This is a genomic window from Legionella rowbothamii (genome assembly GCF_900639985.1).
GTDB classification, from domain to species: Bacteria; Pseudomonadota; Gammaproteobacteria; order Legionellales; family Legionellaceae; genus Legionella; species Legionella rowbothamii.
Window position 1 is genome coordinate 70,279 of the sequence record NZ_CAAAIM010000011.1, and the last position, 19,232, is coordinate 89,510.

Below are 19,232 nucleotides of genomic sequence, written 5' to 3' on the forward strand. Positions count from 1 at the left end.
TTGCGTCGCTACGCTCGTAATGACGGATATGTCGTCGTTGCGAGCATAGCAACCCCTGAGTAGTGGAGTGAGGTTATCCAGCTGCTACAAATATTCTCTTTGCAAAATCTCGGCGATTTGCACTGCATTTGATGCTGCGCCCTTGCGGATATTGTCGGCGACAACCCACAAGTTTAATCCATTAGGATGAGAAAGGTCCTCTCGGATACGGCCAACAAATACATCATCATACCCTGCGGCATTTTTTATCACGGTGGGATAGCTGGCTTTAGCTGGGTTATCAACTACCTTCACCCCTGGAGCTTTAGACAGAAGAGTGCGTGCCTCAGCAGCAGACATAGGCCTTTTTAACTCGACATTAATCGCTTCTGAATGCCCATAGATTGCGGGTATTCGCACGGCGGTTGGGTTTACTAAAATATCCGCATCTTCCATAATTTTACGTGTTTCCCAAACCATTTTCATTTCTTCACGGGTGTAACCGTTTTCTTCAAATTGGTCAATGTGTGGAATCGCGTTAAACGCAATCTGCTGAGGATATACATCAATTTTCGCAGGTCTGCCATTGAGCAAATCCCCCACTTGTGAAATAAGCTCACTAATTGCTTTTTTCCCCGTACCAGAAACCGATTGATAAGTAGCCACATTAATTCGTGAAATCCCTGCAGCATCATAAAGCGGTTTTAGCGCAACCACCATTTGAATCGTGGAGCAATTAGGGTTCGCAATAATATTTCTATTTCGATAGTCTGCTATGCGATGCGGATTAACCTCAGGAACCACTAAAGGAATGTCATCTTCATAACGAAAGCAAGAACTGTTATCAATAACAATACAACCTGCTGCTGCAGCTTTAGGAGCATATTCTTTAGATACCGCGCCCCCAGCCGAAAACAACGCAATATCTGCCTGACTAAAATCAAATTCAGCTAAATCCAAAACATCGAACTGGCGATTATTAAACGCAATGGTCTTACCCACTGAACGAGAACTAGCCAAAGGGTAAAGGTTCTTAATTGGAAGCTGACGCTCTTCTAAAACCGTTAGAAAAGTTTCACCAACAGCCCCCGTAACACCTACTATAGCTATATTTAATTCTATGCTCATTATACCCTCTTTTATTGTATTGCCTTTTGGCGTAGATAATGGTCCATCAGCACTAAAGCCATCATCGCCTCAGCGATAGGCACTGCTCTAATTCCCACGCAGGGATCATGGCGACCTTTAGTCACAACGGTCACCTCTTCACCGAAAACATTTATCGTTTTGCCTGGAGTAGTAATACTCGAGGTGGGCTTTAAAGCCATACTGACTTCGATATTTTGCCCAGTAGAAATTCCACCTAAAATTCCACCGGCATTATTACTTAAAAAACCTTTTTGTGACATTTGATCGCGATGGACAGAACCCAACTGGTTAACTGCGGCGAAGCCAGCTCCGATCTCAACACCTTTAACAGCATTAATCGACATCATTGCAAAAGCTAAAGTCGCATCTAACTTATCAAATACCGGATCCCCCAAACCAACAGGTACATTTTTAGCAACAACTTTAACACGAGCACCAACTGAATCGCCTTGCCGTCGTAACCGATCTACATACTCTGCCAATGCTTCAACCTGTTGATTATTCGGACAAAAAAACGGGTTATGATTAATTTCCTGCTCATTGTCAAAATGCAAGACTAAATCCCCCATTTGCTCCAGATAGCCAACAATTTCCAATTGTAAATGGCGCTGCAAATACAAACGAGCAATCGCACCCGCAGCAACTCGAGCTGCCGTTTCACGTGCAGAAGATCGTCCTCCCCCCCGATAATCGCGGTGGCCATATTTATGGTGATAAGTAAAATCTGCGTGACCGGGACGAAACAAATCCTTTATTTCCTCATAATCACGCGAACGTTGATCCATATTTGGGATCAATAAAGCAATTGGTGTTCCAGTCGTTTTTCCTTCAAAAACGCCAGAAAGAATTTGCACCTTATCGTCTTCTCTTCGTTGCGTGGTGTATTTAGACTGGCCTGGCTTACGCTTATCTAAAAAAGGCTGGATATCCTCCTCTCGCAGCTCTAAACCTGGAGGACAACCATCGACAATACACCCAATAGCCGGGCCATGACTTTCCCCAAAGGTGGTGACAGTAAATAAGGTTCCAAAGGTATTACCTGACATTGAAGTATTCGTCCAATTGCTGTTTCGTTAACAAGAACACACCCTGTCCGCCATGACTCATATCCAACCACGTAAATGGGACATGAGGATAAGCATCATTTAGAGCTTCTTCACTGTTCCCTACTTCAACCACTAAAATTCCATGATCACTGAGGTATTCATGAGCGTTCCTTAATATATCTTCCACAATGGCTAAACCATTATTACCTGTTTCTAAAGCTAATACCGGTTCATGTCGAAATTCATCCGGCAGCGTCTGCATTTCTTCCTTACCAACATAGGGAGGATTGCTCACAATTAAATCATAGCGGACCTTTGGCACTTTGGCGAAACAATCCGATTCAATTAAAGTAAGTTGCTCTTCAACACCAAGCTCCTCACAATTAATGGCAGCAACGGCGAGCGCTTCGCTAGAAATATCTACTGCATCGACCTGAGCTTCGGGGAACGCATAGCAGCAAGCAATGGCAATACACCCACTTCCTGTACATAAATCTAATATGCGCTCAACTTTATCCGCCTCAATCCAAGGAGCAAATTGCTCATTAATCAATTCAGCTATAGGAGAACGAGGAATCAGGACGCGCTCATCAACGTAAAATGGCAAATCACAAAAATAAGCCTCTTTAATTAGGTAGGGAACTGGAACACGTTGGTTAACCCGTTTCTCTAACTGTTCGCATAAAAATTTCTTTTCGCTAGTCGTTAGACGACCGTTTAATAGCATCGGATCAATATCATAAGGAAGGGATAAACTTCTAAGAATTAAAGACCGCATGTCGTCTAATGCGTTGTCTGTGCCGTGACCATAATACAATTGTGCATCAATAGCACAAGACAAACTAAAACGTAAAAAATCCAAAACTGTTGATAATTCTTCCGTTTCTTTAAGAATATAGTTACTCATTACTGCTCCATGTTCCTAGGATGTGACTGTTATACAGAAAAGATACAGATTGTACCTCGTAAATCTGGCATTTTGAAGGATCTTAAGTATACTTCAGGCATAACTCTTAAATATTGATAAAAATGGTTGATGACTTTCTGTCTGATGAAGACAAAGCTTTGTTTCGCGAACACATGCGTAGCGTCAAACCATTAAATGAAAAGAACAACCGGGTTAAGACTGAATCGTCCCCTAAGCCTCCTCCTCTACGGAAGAGAAGAATAGAACCGGTAATTGAAGCAAGAAACGATTACTATTTATCCGACACCATTCAAGAAACGGTTTTGTCGCAAAGCATATTATCCTATGCTCAATCGGGATTAACTAATCAGCGTTTCAAAGAACTGAAAAATGGCAAAATCCCCTGGGAAAGCCGTTTAGACTTGCATGGATTAAAAGCTGATAATGCGCGCGATTTATTGTGTCGCTTTATTCATAACCAAGCAGAAAATGGCAAGCGCTGCCTTCTGATTATTCACGGTAAAGGGGGCCATCTGGGAGCTCCTCCAGTTATCAAAAATTTGGTTAACCGTTGGTTGCCTCAATTAGATGATGTGCTTGCCTTTCATAGTGCTCAGCCCAAAGATGGTGGGACTGGGGCTGTTTATGTATTTTTGAAAAGAAACCGGCTCTAAGCACTTGAATTTTTTATCAGCATCCCCATTAATCGGCTATAAATTCGCGAAACAAGCTCCTTTACTTGCGTTAACACCGCATTCTGAGGATAATTCGCTTCATTATTAAAAATCATGAGTACAACATGGAACACTTAGGTCAATTTATTACAAATCACTGGCAACTATGGTTACTTTTCATTGTCGTGTTATTTTTAACCTTCCTTAATGAACTGCTAATGCAAAAGAAAAAAGCAAAACAGCTCTCACCACAAGCAGCCGTTGATCTAATCAATAACGAAAATGCTATCGTAATTGATTTGCGTGAAAAAGAGGTCTTTAAAAAAGGCCATATCATTGATGCAATCAATGCTAAAAATGACGATTTTGAACAACAAAAAATGGATAAATACAAAAATCAGCCCATTATTTTAGTTTGTGAGCGCGGCTTACAATCTCCTGCTGTTGCAACTAAAATCAGTGCCCAAGGTTATAAAGCCTCCGTACTCAATGGTGGAATGGCTGCTTGGCTAAATGCGGACTTGCCTATAGTGAAAGGGAAGTAAATTATGGCTGAGGTTATTATCTACACCACAGGCTATTGTCCTTACTGTGTCAGAGCCAAGGAGCTGCTTAACAGAAAAAATGCTGCGTTTACAGAAATTCGTGTGGACTTACAACCCGAACTTCGTGAAGAAATGATGCAAAAAAGCAACAGGCATACAGTACCTCAGATATTCATTAATGGTCATCACGTTGGTGGCTGCGATGATTTGCATGCCCTGGAAGCTCAGGGAAAATTAGATCAATTACTAAGAGGATAGAAACATCATGGCTGAACAAGCAAACCCAGAACAACAAAACCTTGAAACTCAATTCATGATCCAACGCGTTTATGTTAAAGATTTATCCTTTGAAACGCCAAATACTCCTGCGGTATTCCAACAACAATGGGAACCTGAGTTAACACTTGATATTAATACTACTTCCACTCAATTAGAAGCCGGTGTTTACGAAGTGGTTTTAACCGTAACTGCGACTGTGAACAATCAAAAAGAAGTTGCATTCCTAGTTGAAGTAAAACAAGCAGGTATTTTCACTATTCAAGGCGCTCCAAACGAGCAGTTAGATCATTTGCTCAATAGTTTCTGCCCAAGTATTCTATTCCCTTATGCTCGTGAAGCAATTACATCACAAGTTATTCGTGGTAGCTTCCCGCAACTCGTATTAGCACCAATTAATTTTGATGCTTTATACATGCAACAACTTGCAGAAAAGCAACAAAGCGCCCAAACTCAAGAAGAAACTACTACTCACTAAGACATATGGATAAAAAAACTATTGCCATATTAGGTGCCGGATCATGGGGCACCGCTGTTGCAATTCATTTATCCCAGATAGGGCATCGTGTTTTGCTATGGGCGCATAACCCAGCGCACGTAGCCCTTATGGCGGAAGAAAAGTCTAACTCTCGATATTTACCTGATATAACTTTCCCGAAGACTTTAATTCCTGTTGATGATTTAAGCCAATGCATGCGCGACGCAGATTATGTCATTATTGCCGTTCCCTCCCATGCCTTCGCAGAGATTGTTTCTAAGATAGATAAGCCGAAAACGAGCCAAGGTCTGGCTTGGATTACTAAAGGAATCGACCCCCAAAGCCATTTACTACTCAGCCAGTTAGTCGAACAACGTTTTGGTCCGGATTTACCGGTTGCTATGATTAGTGGCCCGTCATTTGCAAAGGAAGTGGCTCGCTTTTTGCCAACAGCGCTGACTCTTGCAGGGAATGACTTAATATTTCAAAAAAATATTCGTGAATTGCTCCATCATAATAATATTCGTGTTTATCTCAGCGAAGACTTAATTGGTTTGCAAGTTTGTGGGGCCGTTAAAAACGTACTAGCTATAGGTTGTGGAATTAGTGACGGTTTAGGTTATGGGGCTAATGCTAAAGCTGCGATTATTACTCGTGGTTTAGCGGAAATGAGTCGCTTAGGTCTAAGCTTAGGCGCTAATGCTGATACCTTCCTCGGTTTGGCCGGTGTAGGTGATCTGGTATTAACCTGTACCGATGATCAATCTCGTAACCGTCGTTTTGGCTTGCTTTTGGGCAAAAACACCAGTATAAATGAAGCAGAGAAACAAATTGGTCAAGTTGTGGAAGGAAAAAGTAACGCTGCACAAGTTTGTTTTCTAGCCAAACAAAACCGGATTGAAATGCCCATTTGTGAGCATATCAACGCACTGTTACAAGGAAGCGTTAGTGTCAAAGAGGCTGTTCATAGTTTAATGAGCAGACCCCCCAGGGAAGAATAGCTCCTTATTAAATGATTTGATCCTGGGGTTGTATTATGTATGCTAAATCTGAAGAAACTCTTTTTTGTTTACATCAAACCGTCCTTAGTAAAATAAGTGCTATTGAACTTACAAAAGCGAATGAGGACTTATTGCAGCTGCTTTTGGAACTTCTTCATGAGAAAAATTTACTCTCGCACCCAAACATGCCCAGTCTGCTCTATCTGTTAGATAAACCGGGATTACCTGTATTGATTAACTATATTGTTGGGTTGGATAGCGTTGATGCCTCACCAAAGTCATCTAAAGGTTCATTCTTCGCTCAAGAAATAATCAACAAACAGCATGCTGGCTGTATTAATTTGTTGCGGAATGTAGCCTCAGTAAAGAATGACGACTCTCACTTATGGGAAGATGCTAATGGTTTATTACAAAATGCGCTCTTAATTTATCCCGCATACCATAAACTGTCTAGGGAAATTAATTCTGGATTTTGCGTTCTATGCTAAAAAGAAAACCTAGGGGAGATACAACCTCTTTACACCTACAGCTCCTGGACAAAAAATACTCACGAATTACCATGGTTGGAGCATGATCTCCACAAGTTCAAAGTGAAGAACAAGAAATTTGGATACCGTAGTCCAACCCCGGTAATTCGAGCTCTGTAGGCAAAAGAGCTAGCAGCAAACCCGAGGTTACGTCCACCACGCCAACTCTTAACGCACATCCACTAATTCAATATCCGTAGCGCTTAAAGCCTCTCCTAAAAATATTTCACCAACAGACTGAAAACGTTTAATTGAGTCAGTTACTAAATAATTAACGGTCGCAACTGCAGATGAATCATTAAGTAGTTTTTTCTGCTCGAGTAAAGTGCACAATGAGTAGGCTGTTGCATGGGCTGAATCAACTATAGTAACCCCTTTAGGCAATAAATTGGTTAATAAGGATTTAAATACAGGAAAATGAGTGCAACCTAGCAATACGGTGTCCTCATCCTTAAATCCATCCAAATAATGCTTTAGGGCCTCCCGGGCTACTTGATTATCTGTCATCCCCTCTTCTGCCAATGCCACCAAGACACTGCATGCACGTGTACTAATTACAGCTTCCGGCAATTGCTGCACGATAAGCTGTTGATATGCTTTAGAAGCAATCGTTGTTTCTGTAGCTAAAACAGCAATGCGTTGATTTCGGGTTGCCGCAACAACCGCTTGAGCTCCTGGCATAACCACCCCAAGTACGGGCATATCAGGCAGCATAGATTGCAAATAAGGTAATGCGGCAGTTGTTGCTGTATTGCACGCAATGACCAAGGCTTTAATCCGCCGTTCTACAAGTAGCTTCGCCATTTGCATCGCATACTGCTTTACAGTATCTGGGCTTTTTGTACCATAAGGAAGACGAGCCGTATCACCTAAATAAATAAACGATTCTTGAGGTAAGCATTCTTTCAATACACGTAAAACAGTCAGCCCTCCCATCCCTGAATCAAATACCCCAATAGCTAATTGATTAGAATCCAATTATATCCCCTTATTATTTAGGCCAAACTAAGTCCATTTTAGCTAGAATAGTAGAAATAGCAACTCACAACAGTTAAAACATTACGGCTAGAATTGAAGAGCCCGCGGTCAAACCGCGGGTGGTTGAAGGAGGCGAATTAGCCAGGGCGTCGTGCCTGTTCCGCTTCCGTCTCTGCAGATACACCGTGTGCTTTTACTGTTTCTTCTCTATTAGTATTTATAGTACTTCTATAAAGCTGACTTGTTTCTTTCAGTTGTTCTTCAGACTTAGGCGTTCCTTTTCTATTCAATCGTTCAGAAGCATGTTCTTTTGATGCTTCAATTGCTGAATTAACACTATCATTATGTTTTTTAAATACTTGTTCATGAAGAGAATCTTTAGCAAAATTACTCCATCCCCAACCTAATTGAGCTTTGGGATTAAAAATATGATCATTAACAACCCTGATTGCATCAGGACCAAATTTCATATTGGGTGTGTTCTCACCAAGAATAACCAAAGCAGTCCATATATATTTTAATTGCTCCTGATCTTTCCCACGCAAACGAAGCGGATTATCCTTACTTGGTGGGCGATCCATAGTAGCAAGGAGTTGAGTTGCGACAGCCATAGCATAATCTACTTTTGCTTTTTCAAGTAGCACCGGATCCTCGGGGCTTCCGGCTTGATAAGTTGGAAATTTATCTACATTGATACGACCGGCATTCGCTCTATGTATTCCGCGATCCGTACCTGTTGTAGGAACGCTTTTGCTCGTATCATAAGTAAAACGGCTTTCAATAGTAACAGTCTGACTTTTATCACTTGTATGTTGGCGTTTCTGAACAATATCAAAATAACGAACTTCTGTACTTGCTAGTGGATCTGCAAGATTAAAGTTAGCTACTTTTCCTGGATCCACAGCATCAATACCGACCATGTCCTCATCTGGATTGACCCCAGCCTCTTGAATACTCAGCGCGTTTAATTGTTCACGTGTTGTAACCCCACTGGTAATCTCTGCATGATTATAATACCAATAGGGCTGCTGCCTTATTCGATGAACCATATCAAGGATACCCTTAGGTCCCTCAATACGCTCTTTTATTAGTGCGTATTGCTCTAATTGTTGATCAATTTTATCTTGTTGCGCCTTTAATTTATCCTTCAATTCCTCAATTTTAGGTCCTACCTTGAGTTTAGTTTCGCTATCACCTATACCAGCAGTAGCTGGTAAAGCATCAACCAAACGTTGCAATCGCGCATGATCATGCCTTAACTCGTCCATCTTGGCATCGCAATTTTTTACCAAAGCCCCATATTTTTCTCTTAGACTTTCCCCTGGTTTAGCAGCTTTTTCTTGTTCTCTGATTAGAAGATTATTTATATGTATTTCTTTGACATCGAAAACGAACTTTGCACTATCAAGATGCTTTCCAATCTTCTCTTGAGCTTGTTCCACCTGATCTAAGATTTTTTGTACTTTATTTACTGCTTTTGTTGCCTCATCAGGTTTTTTTTCTGTACACGCTTGCTGTAAAAGTTCAGCTTGCATCTCATTAAATAGTGAAGGCGGAATCGCTAGGTCTAAAGATGCCTTAAATTGCTTTCTTTGATTTTCTGATAATCCGCTACTTCCCATGTCAACGCATACATTGATAAAAAACTCTCGATCCGTAAAATTTAATACTCGATTCTGCAAGGTCTGAAATGAAACCGGTGTATTAGGAACTGTCCCATATGCAAGCGGTAGAGCCAGCATAGCGCCTAAAAATTTTTTATTTATAGTGCTGCTAGGATCCTGGTAATTATCAAAGAGCGCTTTATATTTTTTATTGTGATTATGAATTTCTGCGGCAAATCCATGAGGATCATTTTTAGTTAACCCATCATCGGCAAGTCCAAAAGCTCGGTTAAATGCTACTTCATTAGCAGCTCCGGCAATGCCACAAATGTCCTTTATCTCAGCGACCATTTGTATATAACTAGCCTCATCACTCCACTCTTTTTTAGCCAAGGTCGCATTGATCTCATCAACTTGCTCGAGCGTTAGGTCAACTGGAAATCTGGCAGCTAGTACCTTATAAATTCCGGGGTTCTGAATTTTTTTTGATAAATCATGTCGCACAGAAGAATCTAATACCGCTTGTAAATCATCTTTCTTTGCATCTGGCATATAATGTTGGAGGACACTTATATCACGCGCATTCACTAGATGCTTTATAATAACTACGCGCTCCATATCCCTGTCATGTCGAGGCAATAATTTCTCTTGCGCCGCGACACTCATATTTGAAAAGGCCTCAACCAAACGTATATGTGATCCAGGCGTTAAACGGGCAGCCGCAGATATCGCTATTTCGAAGGCTCTAGTACGCGCCGCTTGGCGTACCTCATCAGCCTCTTCTCGATTTTCAGCAGTAAAAAGATCATCTACCATTTTCGATATTTGTTGTACGGCTTGATTTTTCGCAGCTTCATCAGTCAAATCCACACCAAGCGCAACAAGAGCACTATCCGATGTTTTACTTGCTTTTATAGCGTTTTTAAGCTTCTCATCAATTTGAGATGCTGCGCTAATCAAAAAATTATAATCGCCGTTCGACTCTCTAATTTCTTTAGCAATATTTAAACCCATTTTCGGAGCCATTTGCTCTTTGCATTCTTTCATGAATTTGGGAGTGACCACTTGGTCAATATAGGTATGAGCTGGGTATAGTTTTTTTAATTCAGCAGCAAACGTTACTTCCGTGTCCGCGATAAATAGTGCATTTAAAGAATGGCCTTTCTGAATCCGGTCTGCTACAGACAGCTTCAAATAACGCTCGCCTAGCAGTTCTCTAAGCCCTTTAACTTCATCAGCACTTAGATCTCCTTTATGTGCGTGTTTGGTCGATCCTGCGTCAGGCAAGCCAATGCGAAAATTAGCATCATCCGCTATCAAAAGAGGAGCCATATCCAAAACATCTTCATCACTTAGATTGTTAATGTATTTGGTATAATCAGAAAAGGCTGTTTGCACAGATAATTCTTTTTGACGTTCAGCAACTCTTCCTTTCACTAAATCCCAGATGCGCGCACCAGCGATCAAGCCATCCGCTTCATGAGGAAAGCCCGGTAAGGCTTTTATTTCGTCATTAAAGCCATCACCTACTTTATCAGTTAATCGATTTAGCACATCCAGATCGGCCTTTTCTACAGCCATTAAAACCCACCGTGCTACCGCATCTTGTTGAATGTCTATTAAAGCTTCATCAGTTAAAACATTATCTTTTGATGGTTTTTTTGCATCCCAACCAGCACCTAACGCCATCGTTGGCGCGATATGACTTGCTAGATATTCTCTTAGGACATCTTTATTGTTTTGCATGACCCCCAATAAAACATCCTGATCAGTCACATTATTTAAGCTGAGTTTAACGCGCTGGGCTGCCGCCTCTTGATGAAGTTTAATAAAATTAACTGAATCTCTAGGATTTAAAAAATCATTTGAAGTGTAGTATTCTTCGGCCGTGTAGGTTACAAGACCCAAACCAGAACGCGCCCATGCTTCTGGATCATCAAAAACACCCCAAGTTTCTTCATGGGCTCTTACCGCTTCTCTAAACTCAGTAGTGTCTGTAGGATCTACGGCTAATAAGGCATCAAAAGCAGCTAATAATTTGGTCTTAGCCGCCTCGCCTAAACTATCCCATTTAGGGTTATTCAAGACATCCCACAACTCTTTATTTTTAGCCATAGTTACACTCCAAAAACCATTATGTATTCATTTTAAACTTTAATTATTAATTTAACCTTAAATCGGTAGAAAATCCTCATTTTTATTGAATACTTGGTATAAGATGAATTAAGTTTATATTTAGTATAGCAAGTTTAGGGTCATTGTAATGCGAATTATTCTGTTGGGTTTATTAGTCATGGCAAATTTTGTTCACGCGCAAGGATGCATTGTAGGAAATACACCATCCCAACCGCGTTATATTTGCTACGATGGCAGAACTCTGGAGCTAACGCCCAGAGGTTATGTCTGGAATGCCAAACGTGGCTGCTTTATTAGCTCAATCCCTTGTTGTGAATATAACGCAACGCACTACGCCTTTTACAATGACCCTAGAAAAATAGGTGCTGGTTATGCGCGCTGCCGTCATACTTACCCATTCCGATTAGGGGAGATGCAAACTCATTGAGGAAGAGGACAAAACAGTTGCGTCACATCGTGGCGCAGCTATCGTTTTACCCCCGCTGAAAAATGAAAAAAAACTCGTTTCGCGCGGATTGAGTTCATGTCTTGCCTGGCTAATAAGTTGATTAATTTCCATCTGCGTTGAGGTCAAGCCATATAATCCTCTTAACTGACGAACAATCCACAACTTACTACGTAATTGGCGAATATATTTTAATGGCGCAGCCTCCGCCTCAGACGACGAACCATTAACATCACGTTTTAACTGCTCTAATTCGTCGGGAAAATCAGGATGGGACCTTCTTACCTCAATCCATCGTCGAATACAGTCAATGGCCATATTCTTTTTATATTTTAGGCAAAACTGATGCGCCTCACCAATATCTCTTAAAATCTCGTGCAGATCAGTATAAGAAAATGTGGCTTCAATACTTGCTTTAAATGGGTTTGCAAAAGCATAGGTTTTGATTTTCCTATCCAATCCAGAGCGTTTAAATGCCTCAGTCTTTTGTGCCCCATTTTCTAATAAATGCTTCATCACAAATCGCATGTCAACACCCACATTATTATCCGCATCGGGGGCAAATGCGTTCACTTGATCCAAAGCCACATCTAAAGGCGTTTTACCCTCTTTATTTTTTACATTGATAAATGAACCAAACATGCGTATGGATTCTTCATAACGATACTCACCCAATTTAATTGCTGTATGTAATGGCGTATCTCCCTCTGCAAATCCATTTTCAGCACATAAAGTATGAAAACGCGCTAAGGCTTGTGTGATTTGTGGTTCTAGAGCATCATTGGTGGGAATAATTTCCCGCAGAAGCTCTTCATTTTCGTCATCGCTTAAACTAACAACAAACTCACGAAACTCTTTAACTGAAAATAATACAGCTCGTAAATGGGCAAGTCGAGTCACCATCACTTGAGTTATTAGTGCAATATGAGCGCGGTCGGCTGGATCTTGAATATTGGCACATTCCTTTAGGGTTGTTTCAATTAAGGTGCTGGGGATAGAACAATGTTTAAAAAAAGTTTTCCATTTTGAGCGAATAAACGCAGGATTGGTTGCCAATCGTGAAAAAGCCGCTATTTCGGCAAAATTATGATATTCCTTATTATCAAAAGGATTGGCTACATAGCCAAACTTTGTTGGCCAATAAGAATTAGCTGAACGCTTCAAATTTGGAAAGGATATTAAGTCTTCTGCAAAAATATCAAAAGCACTGGGACCATGAAATAAATGAAATGGCCTGCGTGTGTGGAACCCCATAATACTATCAACGAACATCAAATCATGGTCGATTTTAAAAAACACAACATGCGGTTTTCCTGCTTTTTCCACCAGGTAAAAACCAAAATTCCCTTTGTGTAAATCATCCTCCTCCATGGTATAAGAGGTTACAAGGATGCTTGCCAACGAATCATAATCAATAGTCAACTGTTCAGCCTTTTCTGCTTTACGTAATTGGGCATAAAAACCCTGCGGTAATTTGTCTAGAAAATAGATAGGAATCTTTGTGAGATCAGTAACCCGATGTTTCGTGGTTTTACAATTAGAGCGTGGGTTATTTAAGGTATAGAATGAATGTTGTAATCCCTCTTTATTCTCAACAACATAGCAAAGATGTTGAACCGCTACCCCAACAACTTCGTTTTCATCATCAACAACCAGTCGTTGTGATGGTGTTAAATCGGGGGATAAAAATAATTTAGCTAACTGGCTGAAACTCACTTCTAAGCGAGAAAAAGAAGCAATACCATATTTATTTTTTTTATAAACGATCTTTTGATTATTAAGTTTATATGAGGCACTGAGATACGCTTCATGCCCAGAATGAGAAGGAAGACCTAAAATAATATCTTTAATGTTATAAAAAGCAGCACCCATTAAAAACCATTCCCCACAGCATGACCTGTTCAATATTAACACAGAGATTAAAAAAAACAACTCCCTTGTTAATTATTTAACAAATCAAAAAATAAAATATAATTAATTCATAGATACGCCGAGACCATGGCGTTTTTTGGCAGCCTCAACTACTGACACGCTATCAGGCCGCAATACTAAGGGGAATTAAGTAATATCTCAACTACTTATATTCTATAATCACATTTTCTCTAAAACTTCATGTAAATACTTTACCGGCTCAATCACCATAGAACTACTCTGTTGTTTTGGAGCATTAGCAAAAGGAACAATAGCACGCTTAAAGCCATGTTTGGCTGCCTCTCTTAACCGCTCTTGACCACTTTGCACAGGCCTAATCTCACCAGCTAAGCCAACCTCACCAAAAATTATGGTTTCGCTATCAAAAACGCGATTACGTAAACTCGAAACTACTGCTGCAAGCAGGGCTAAGTCAGAACCTGTTTCCGTAACTTTAACCCCCCCTACCACATTGATAAAAATGTCTTGATCATAAGTTGCAATTCCTCCATGACGATGCAAAACAGCTAGTAAAATAGCCAAACGATTATGCTCAAGACCTACAGTGACCCGCTTGGATTGTTGGCCATGGGCTTCATCGACCAAAGCTTGCACCTCAACCAGCATAGGGCGAGATCCTTCCCAAGTAACCATCACGGCACTACCTGGAGTTGGCTCTGGCTGACGCGATAAAAAAATGGCTGATGGGTTAGCCACCTCTTTTAGCCCCTTATCGGTCATAGCAAATACGCCCAATTCGTTCACTGCACCAAAACGATTTTTAATCGCACGAATAACGCGAAAACGACTATCACTTTGCCCTTCAAAATATAAAACACTATCAACCATATGCTCTAAAACCCGTGGACCTGCCAAAGCCCCTTCCTTAGTAACATGCCCTACCAAAAACACTGCGGTTTGGGTCATTTTGGCAAAGCGCACTAATTGCGCAGCGGACTCACGGACCTGGCTTACCCCTCCGGGAGCTGAGCTAATACTTTCCGTAAAAATAGTCTGGATAGAATCAATAACAATAATCTTGGGATTTTCTTTTTGCGCGTGGGCAATAATTGATTCAACCTGTGTTTCGGCTAAAAGCCTTAAGCCTGCTAAAGGAAGACTTAGGCGCTTGGCGCGCATGGCAACCTGTTGCAAAGATTCTTCACCAGTAACATATAATACCGTTTCTTGTATGGAAAGATTCGCTAAGGTTTGCAGCAGTAAGGTCGATTTTCCAATTCCTGGGTCGCCACCAATAAGTACCACAGAACCATAAACAAGTCCCCCACCTAAGACACGATTTAATTCAGATAATCCACAATCCAAACGGGCTTCTTTATCCATCACTACATCTTCTACCGCCGTAATGACTGAACGCTGATTGACCCAAGAACCCCCACGGGTATTGCGGCTGGCAGGAACAATGCCCTCCTCAGCTACCGAATTCCATGCCCCACATTGCGTGCATTGCCCTGCCCATTGTTTAAAGACTGCGGCGCATTGACTGCATACAAATTGGGTTTTGGTTTTCATAGCTAATGACCTTAATTAATGTGCTGGCATCATAGCCGAACTCTAAAAAAATTCCTACCTGCTTGTTGGGATTCGCGACGCTCAGGGCCCAGCATGTAGCGAGTTTTAATTTAATGATTGAATCCGGAAAACAACTCAATGTATAATTACAACTTTTTGCACAAACAGGACAAAGTCTATGAGCAAAGACATCCACTTTGAGCAGTCTATAGGGGAATTAGAGGAAATTGTTAGACAGCTGGAAAAAGGTGAATTAACTCTTGAAGACTCACTAAAGCAATTTGAAAAGGGAATCAGCTTAGCCAGACGCTGTCAGGATGTATTACAGCAAGCGGAGCAAAAAATTGAAATGCTAACTACTGCAAAATCCTCTGCAGAACCCTTTTCGGATGAAGAATTAAGTGATTAAAACCTATCTCGAACGTCAAGAACAATTTCTTGCGCAGATTACCCATGAAGTATCGATACCAGCGGAACAGATTTATGCGGCAATGAGCTACTCTCTTTTCCCTGGCGGCAAAAGAATCAGACCTATCCTGGTTTACTTAACAGGTAGCTTAATTAATTTAGACCTCCAGGTTCTGGATGTAATTGCGGCTGCAGTAGAATTAACTCATTGTTACTCTTTAATTCATGATGATTTACCTGCAATGGATAACGATGATTTCCGTCGCGGTAAGCCAAGCTGCCATAAAGCATTTGATGAAGCTACTGCAATCTTGGTAGGGGATGGAATGCAAGCGCTGGCAATCGAAGTGCTCCTGTCGCATTTATCCCAACGCCTGCCCCCTGCTCAAGTGATTGCCATCACTCAAGAATTAGTGAGAGCCAGTGGTGTTTCTGGGATGGTCAGTGGCCAAAGTCTGGATCTATCCGAATTAGGTAAATCATCGATTAGTGAAGAGCTCCTTTGTGAAATACATCATTTGAAAACTGGCCGGCTTATTTCCGCCGGTATTGAAATGGTCTTGGCTGCAGATAACTCGACCAGCGAACAAGGCAAGGCGGCGTTAAGATCCTATGCTCGTCATATTGGACTGGTATTCCAATTGCAAGATGACTATTTGGATCGTTATGCGCCAACAGAGCTTTTAGGTAAAGGACGTTCCTCCGATCTTGCTAATGATAAAATTACGTTCGCCTCTTTATATACTAAAGAGAAATTAGAAGCGGAAATAAATAATCATTATCAAATAGCCATAGATGCACTTCAATTGTTTGGTGATAAAGCGGCTGAATTGATTTCTTTGACCTGCATATTGCAAAAGCGCAGTGATCTAAAAAAAATGGTTGGGGCTCAATAAATTTAGGTTGGCCCCAACCTACCAGGTAAGACATAGGGTTTATGGCATTATCGGAGCCGACGTTCGTTTCCCCAGATACCCCTGCACTTCATCAAAATAAGTATGATTATTCCAATGATTTGTAGCATCAATGATTTCTTGTTTGGTACGCGCTACAAAATTCCACCAAATGAGTATTTCTTCGTTAAATGGCTCTCCCCCAATCAATAAAAAACGCGCCTTTTGAGGAATATTAAGCTCTAATTCAGAGCGTCCACAACCAAGATAGAGCAACATACTAGGATCAATTAAAGTACCTTCTATATTAATCTCATTATCTAACGGCAAAATCCCATATTCAAAACGGGGGTTCATTGGAAGCTTGGTTTGCACTGCTTTTTGCGCATTAATATCCAACCCGATAAGCGGCGAATAAACTGAAACTGGAGCTTTAACCCCTAATAATTCCCCAACCATTAGATCAATCACTAATCCTTCATGTTCGATTACTGGCACTTCCGGATAATGCTTAAAGTCCGGGGCCATATGTCTAGCCAAATCAGGCAAAGCAATCCATAACTGTACTCCCTGCAATACTATTCCCGAATGTATTGATTCTTCTGAATGAGCAATTCCACGCCCCGCAGTCATGAGATTCACTTGCCCTGCTTTGATCAGCTGTCTTGATCCCAAACTATCCTGGTGCAGTATTTCTCCATCCATTATCCAAGTAAATGTTTGTAAGCCAATATGTGGATGAGGTGCGACATCGAACTCATGTCCTTGTTGCAAATGCAAAGGCCCGAAATGATCGAGAAAACACCAAGCTCCGATCATGCGGCGTTCACGAGTGGGCAAGGCACGACTAATTATTAGTTTGTCTCCTAATAAAGCATGTCGTGTTTTAATCATTTGATGGACTGGTTTTACGGAAGACACGGGACAGTCTTTTGAATCCGAGAGTTGAGCTTTAGTGATGAGATCGCTCATTGGTATTCCTTGGTAGCTCGTCCATAATTTTTTAAGTTATAGCATAAAGTACGCTTGGTACCAACCGGAACGCGCCGCCTGTACTATAATGATACAATTATGCGGTTGTTTTTTAGGAGCGATGTATGAGAAAGGCGGATGCCGCCCTTGGCTGTTTGGGCATAGTGCTATTGCTCACGAACTGCGCCACCACTGATTCAAATGGTTTTGTAATCAACCCGGGAAAAAAAACTTATGTAGTAACTGATACACCAAGCTATTCAGACGAAAACCCAACAACCGCGTATTCATCCCCTTATAAAAACATCAATTATGTTAATCCTAAAGATCCATTGATGAAAGGAACTATACGTAAAAATGATCCCGGAACGCTACAAACGATAGAACAAGAACTACAATCATTACCTAGTGATTATTCGAATGAATGGTAAGCCATAAGTGGCGGTCATTACGATCCGCTCCTTCGGTATAGAGCTGTTTAATTGTAATTGCAGCGACTGTACACACTATGGCGCTGCCAATGAGGTAAAAACTTGGAGCTAGGACATTGGAGGAAGACTCTACTAGATAAGTTACAATCAATGGGGTTAAACCTCCAAAGAAAGCAAAGGCAATATTATATGCAATCGCAATACCCGTATAACGAATGGACGTTGGAAAAAGCTCTACCAACAAGCTTGGATAAACCATAATCGAGCTACTTAAAATAGCTAATAGCGATAAAGCGCTAACTAATGCCTGAGTTGTTTGTATCGATAAAATGGCAAATAAAATGTAACCAAATAAAATAAAACCTATTGCCCCTGTCAATAATACCGCTTTTCGCCCAATTCGATCCGCAAGCCAGCTAAAAAATACCAGCAAACATGAGTAGAAAAATAAGTTAATTGTATTAAATAGGACAGCCTCTTGTTTGGGATAAGATAGAATAGTAGAAAGATAAGTAGGCATGTATAAAAATAATAAATTTATAACAACAGAGCCAAGGCAAGTTATACCTACTCCCTGTAATATTTGTCGCCAATAAAGCGTAATGGCCTCTATAAAAGGGATGCGTGCCCGTTCCTGCTGCTCCTGAAATACCATAAATAAAGGACTTTCAGTCATTTGCTTGCGAATGTAAAAGCTAAATACCCCAAGCAAACCACCAACAATGAATGGAATACGCCAGCCAAAAGATAATAATTGCTCTTTGGTTAACAAATTGGTTAACAGCAAACTGATTGCTGCACCTAAAAAAATTCCTAAATTGAGAAAACAAAAAATTACCCCGCAGGCTAATCCTCGAGAACGTGGATTGACATGCTCGCAGGTAAAGGTAATCGCTCCAGGTATTTCACCACCAATTGAAAGCCCCTGTAAAATGCGCATTAGCACCAGTAAAATACTAGCCCAAACCCCTACATGCTGATAGGTGGGTAAAAGCCCAATAATCACCGTAGGCACAGCCATTAAAGCTACGGAAAAAATAAATGTTTTCTTGCGACCATATTTGTCACCGAAATGGCTAAAAGCGATTCCCCCTAAAGGACGAATTAAATAGCCGATTGCAAAAATTGCATATATTTTCATTAAGGAAGCCAATTTGTCCGTTTCAGGAAAAAAAATCTGGCTAATTGTCTGGGCAAAAATAACGTAAATGATGAAATCATAAAATTCCAGAGCACCTCCTAGAGAAGCTAAAAAAATGATTTTCCGCTCACCAGCATGTAGTTTTTGCGTAGACATCGTGACTCCCTTCACTAAAGAATATCATTGAAAATATCATAA

General features: G+C 40.9%; 19 protein-coding genes. 10 read left to right on the plus strand and 9 right to left on the minus strand.

Going from position 1 to position 19,232, the window contains the following annotated elements:
• Positions 1–84: 84 nt before the first annotated feature.
• Genes E1P08_RS15250 through prmB form a run of 3 tightly spaced genes read right to left on the minus strand, consistent with a single transcriptional unit; the run spans position 85 to position 3,081 of the window.
• Positions 85–1,107, minus strand: a complete 1,023-nt coding sequence (locus E1P08_RS15250; protein ID WP_133137856.1) for an aspartate-semialdehyde dehydrogenase — start codon at positions 1,105–1,107, stop codon at positions 85–87.
• 11 nt (positions 1,108–1,118) lie between these two features.
• The gene (gene aroC, locus E1P08_RS15255; RefSeq protein WP_133137857.1) at positions 1,119–2,174 is read right to left on the minus strand and encodes a chorismate synthase; all 1,056 of its coding nucleotides are present in this window, start codon (positions 2,172–2,174) and stop codon (positions 1,119–1,121) included.
• Positions 2,164–3,081 (minus strand): 50S ribosomal protein L3 N(5)-glutamine methyltransferase, encoded by a 918-nt coding sequence (gene prmB, locus E1P08_RS15260; protein ID WP_133137858.1) that lies wholly within the window; start codon positions 3,079–3,081, stop codon positions 2,164–2,166. The genes aroC and prmB overlap by 11 nt, the downstream gene beginning before the upstream one ends.
• 122 nt (positions 3,082–3,203) lie before the next feature.
• Between prmB and E1P08_RS15265 the strand changes: the two genes are divergently transcribed.
• The 6 genes from E1P08_RS15265 to E1P08_RS15290 all read left to right on the plus strand — a co-directional run bounded on the left by E1P08_RS15265 (position 3,204) and on the right by E1P08_RS15290 (position 6,543).
• On the plus strand, positions 3,204–3,755 hold the full coding sequence (locus tag E1P08_RS15265) for a Smr/MutS family protein (RefSeq protein ID WP_133137859.1): 552 nt from the start codon (positions 3,204–3,206) through the stop codon (positions 3,753–3,755).
• 125 nt (positions 3,756–3,880) lie between these two features.
• Entirely contained in the window at positions 3,881–4,300 is a 420-nt protein-coding gene (locus tag E1P08_RS15270; RefSeq protein ID WP_133137860.1) for a rhodanese-like domain-containing protein, read from the plus strand.
• 3 nt (positions 4,301–4,303) lie between these two features.
• Complete coding sequence (gene grxC / locus E1P08_RS15275; RefSeq protein ID WP_133137861.1) at positions 4,304–4,558, plus strand: glutaredoxin 3; 255 nt, start codon at positions 4,304–4,306, stop codon at positions 4,556–4,558.
• A 7-nt stretch (positions 4,559–4,565) separates the two neighbouring features.
• Positions 4,566–5,054 carry a protein-export chaperone SecB gene (secB, locus tag E1P08_RS15280; protein WP_133137862.1) on the plus strand — a complete coding sequence of 163 codons (489 nt, stop codon included), beginning with the start codon at positions 4,566–4,568 and terminating at the stop codon, positions 5,052–5,054.
• A gap of 5 nt (positions 5,055–5,059) precedes the next feature.
• Positions 5,060–6,055, plus strand: coding sequence for an NAD(P)H-dependent glycerol-3-phosphate dehydrogenase (locus tag E1P08_RS15285; RefSeq protein ID WP_133137863.1), 996 nt, complete (start codon positions 5,060–5,062; stop codon positions 6,053–6,055).
• A 35-nt stretch (positions 6,056–6,090) separates the two neighbouring features.
• A complete protein-coding gene (locus tag E1P08_RS15290) occupies positions 6,091–6,543 on the plus strand; it encodes a hypothetical protein (RefSeq protein ID WP_133137864.1) in 453 nt (150 codons plus the stop codon).
• Positions 6,544–6,750: 207 nt separating this feature from the next.
• On the opposite strand, the gene murI is transcribed toward E1P08_RS15290, so the two are convergent.
• Positions 6,751–7,560 (minus strand): glutamate racemase, encoded by an 810-nt coding sequence (gene murI, locus E1P08_RS15295; protein ID WP_133137865.1) that lies wholly within the window; start codon positions 7,558–7,560, stop codon positions 6,751–6,753.
• Between the two features lie 137 nt (positions 7,561–7,697).
• Positions 7,698–11,279, minus strand: a complete 3,582-nt coding sequence (locus E1P08_RS15300) for a hypothetical protein (RefSeq protein WP_133137866.1) — start codon at positions 11,277–11,279, stop codon at positions 7,698–7,700.
• A gap of 148 nt (positions 11,280–11,427) precedes the next feature.
• On the opposite strand from E1P08_RS15300, the gene E1P08_RS15305 reads away from it, so the two are divergent.
• Positions 11,428–11,727 carry a hypothetical protein gene (locus E1P08_RS15305; protein WP_133137867.1) on the plus strand — a complete coding sequence of 100 codons (300 nt, stop codon included), beginning with the start codon at positions 11,428–11,430 and terminating at the stop codon, positions 11,725–11,727.
• Here E1P08_RS15305 and ankK read toward each other — a convergent pair.
• Positions 11,704–13,617 (minus strand): Dot/Icm T4SS effector AnkK/LegA5, encoded by a 1,914-nt coding sequence (gene ankK / locus E1P08_RS15310; RefSeq protein WP_207387381.1) that lies wholly within the window; start codon positions 13,615–13,617, stop codon positions 11,704–11,706. The genes E1P08_RS15305 and ankK overlap by 24 nt on opposite strands.
• Before the next feature lie 219 nt (positions 13,618–13,836).
• Positions 13,837–15,189, minus strand: a complete 1,353-nt coding sequence (gene radA / locus E1P08_RS15315; protein WP_133137868.1) for a DNA repair protein RadA — start codon at positions 15,187–15,189, stop codon at positions 13,837–13,839.
• 178 nt (positions 15,190–15,367) lie between these two features.
• On the opposite strand from radA, the gene E1P08_RS15320 reads away from it, so the two are divergent.
• Both E1P08_RS15320 and E1P08_RS15325 read left to right on the plus strand, forming a co-directional pair.
• On the plus strand, positions 15,368–15,598 hold the full coding sequence (locus E1P08_RS15320; RefSeq protein WP_133137869.1) for an exodeoxyribonuclease VII small subunit: 231 nt from the start codon (positions 15,368–15,370) through the stop codon (positions 15,596–15,598).
• Positions 15,591–16,493 (plus strand): polyprenyl synthetase family protein, encoded by a 903-nt coding sequence (locus E1P08_RS15325; RefSeq protein WP_133137870.1) that lies wholly within the window; start codon positions 15,591–15,593, stop codon positions 16,491–16,493. Before E1P08_RS15320 ends, E1P08_RS15325 begins: the two co-directional genes overlap by 8 nt.
• Positions 16,494–16,532: 39 nt before the next feature.
• Here E1P08_RS15325 and E1P08_RS15330 read toward each other — a convergent pair whose 3' ends face one another.
• Positions 16,533–17,462: a pirin family protein gene (locus E1P08_RS15330; RefSeq protein WP_133137871.1), complete on the minus strand. Its 930-nt coding sequence runs from the start codon at positions 17,460–17,462 to the stop codon at positions 16,533–16,535.
• Between the two features lie 125 nt (positions 17,463–17,587).
• On the opposite strand from E1P08_RS15330, the gene E1P08_RS15335 reads away from it, so the two are divergent.
• On the plus strand, positions 17,588–17,893 hold the full coding sequence (locus E1P08_RS15335) for a hypothetical protein (protein WP_133137872.1): 306 nt from the start codon (positions 17,588–17,590) through the stop codon (positions 17,891–17,893).
• On the opposite strand, the gene E1P08_RS15340 is transcribed toward E1P08_RS15335, so the two are convergent.
• On the minus strand, positions 17,868–19,190 hold the full coding sequence (locus E1P08_RS15340) for an MFS transporter (RefSeq protein WP_133137873.1): 1,323 nt from the start codon (positions 19,188–19,190) through the stop codon (positions 17,868–17,870). The two genes, E1P08_RS15335 and E1P08_RS15340, sit on opposite strands and share 26 nt — an antisense overlap.
• Between the last annotated feature and the right edge of the window lie 42 nt (positions 19,191–19,232).

Coding starts and splice junctions, on each gene's coding strand:
- E1P08_RS15270 (WP_133137860.1), top strand. CDS start 3,881: ATGGAACACTTAGGTCAATTTATTACAAATCACTGGCAACTATGGTTA.
- E1P08_RS15340 (WP_133137873.1), bottom strand. CDS start 19,190: ATGTCTACGCAAAAACTACATGCTGGTGAGCGGAAAATCATTTTTTTA.
- E1P08_RS15300 (WP_133137866.1), bottom strand. CDS start 11,279: ATGGCTAAAAATAAAGAGTTGTGGGATGTCTTGAATAACCCTAAATGG.
- secB (WP_133137862.1), top strand. CDS start 4,566: ATGGCTGAACAAGCAAACCCAGAACAACAAAACCTTGAAACTCAATTC.
- E1P08_RS15335 (WP_133137872.1), top strand. CDS start 17,588: ATGAGAAAGGCGGATGCCGCCCTTGGCTGTTTGGGCATAGTGCTATTG.
- ankK (WP_207387381.1), bottom strand. CDS start 13,617: ATGGGTGCTGCTTTTTATAACATTAAAGATATTATTTTAGGTCTTCCT.
- E1P08_RS15320 (WP_133137869.1), top strand. CDS start 15,368: ATGAGCAAAGACATCCACTTTGAGCAGTCTATAGGGGAATTAGAGGAA.
- aroC (WP_133137857.1), bottom strand. CDS start 2,174: ATGTCAGGTAATACCTTTGGAACCTTATTTACTGTCACCACCTTTGGG.
- E1P08_RS15290 (WP_133137864.1), top strand. CDS start 6,091: ATGTATGCTAAATCTGAAGAAACTCTTTTTTGTTTACATCAAACCGTC.
- prmB (WP_133137858.1), bottom strand. CDS start 3,081: ATGAGTAACTATATTCTTAAAGAAACGGAAGAATTATCAACAGTTTTG.
- E1P08_RS15330 (WP_133137871.1), bottom strand. CDS start 17,462: ATGAGCGATCTCATCACTAAAGCTCAACTCTCGGATTCAAAAGACTGT.
- grxC (WP_133137861.1), top strand. CDS start 4,304: ATGGCTGAGGTTATTATCTACACCACAGGCTATTGTCCTTACTGTGTC.
- E1P08_RS15265 (WP_133137859.1), top strand. CDS start 3,204: ATGGTTGATGACTTTCTGTCTGATGAAGACAAAGCTTTGTTTCGCGAA.
- E1P08_RS15285 (WP_133137863.1), top strand. CDS start 5,060: ATGGATAAAAAAACTATTGCCATATTAGGTGCCGGATCATGGGGCACC.
- E1P08_RS15305 (WP_133137867.1), top strand. CDS start 11,428: ATGCGAATTATTCTGTTGGGTTTATTAGTCATGGCAAATTTTGTTCAC.
- E1P08_RS15250 (WP_133137856.1), bottom strand. CDS start 1,107: ATGAGCATAGAATTAAATATAGCTATAGTAGGTGTTACGGGGGCTGTT.
- radA (WP_133137868.1), bottom strand. CDS start 15,189: ATGAAAACCAAAACCCAATTTGTATGCAGTCAATGCGCCGCAGTCTTT.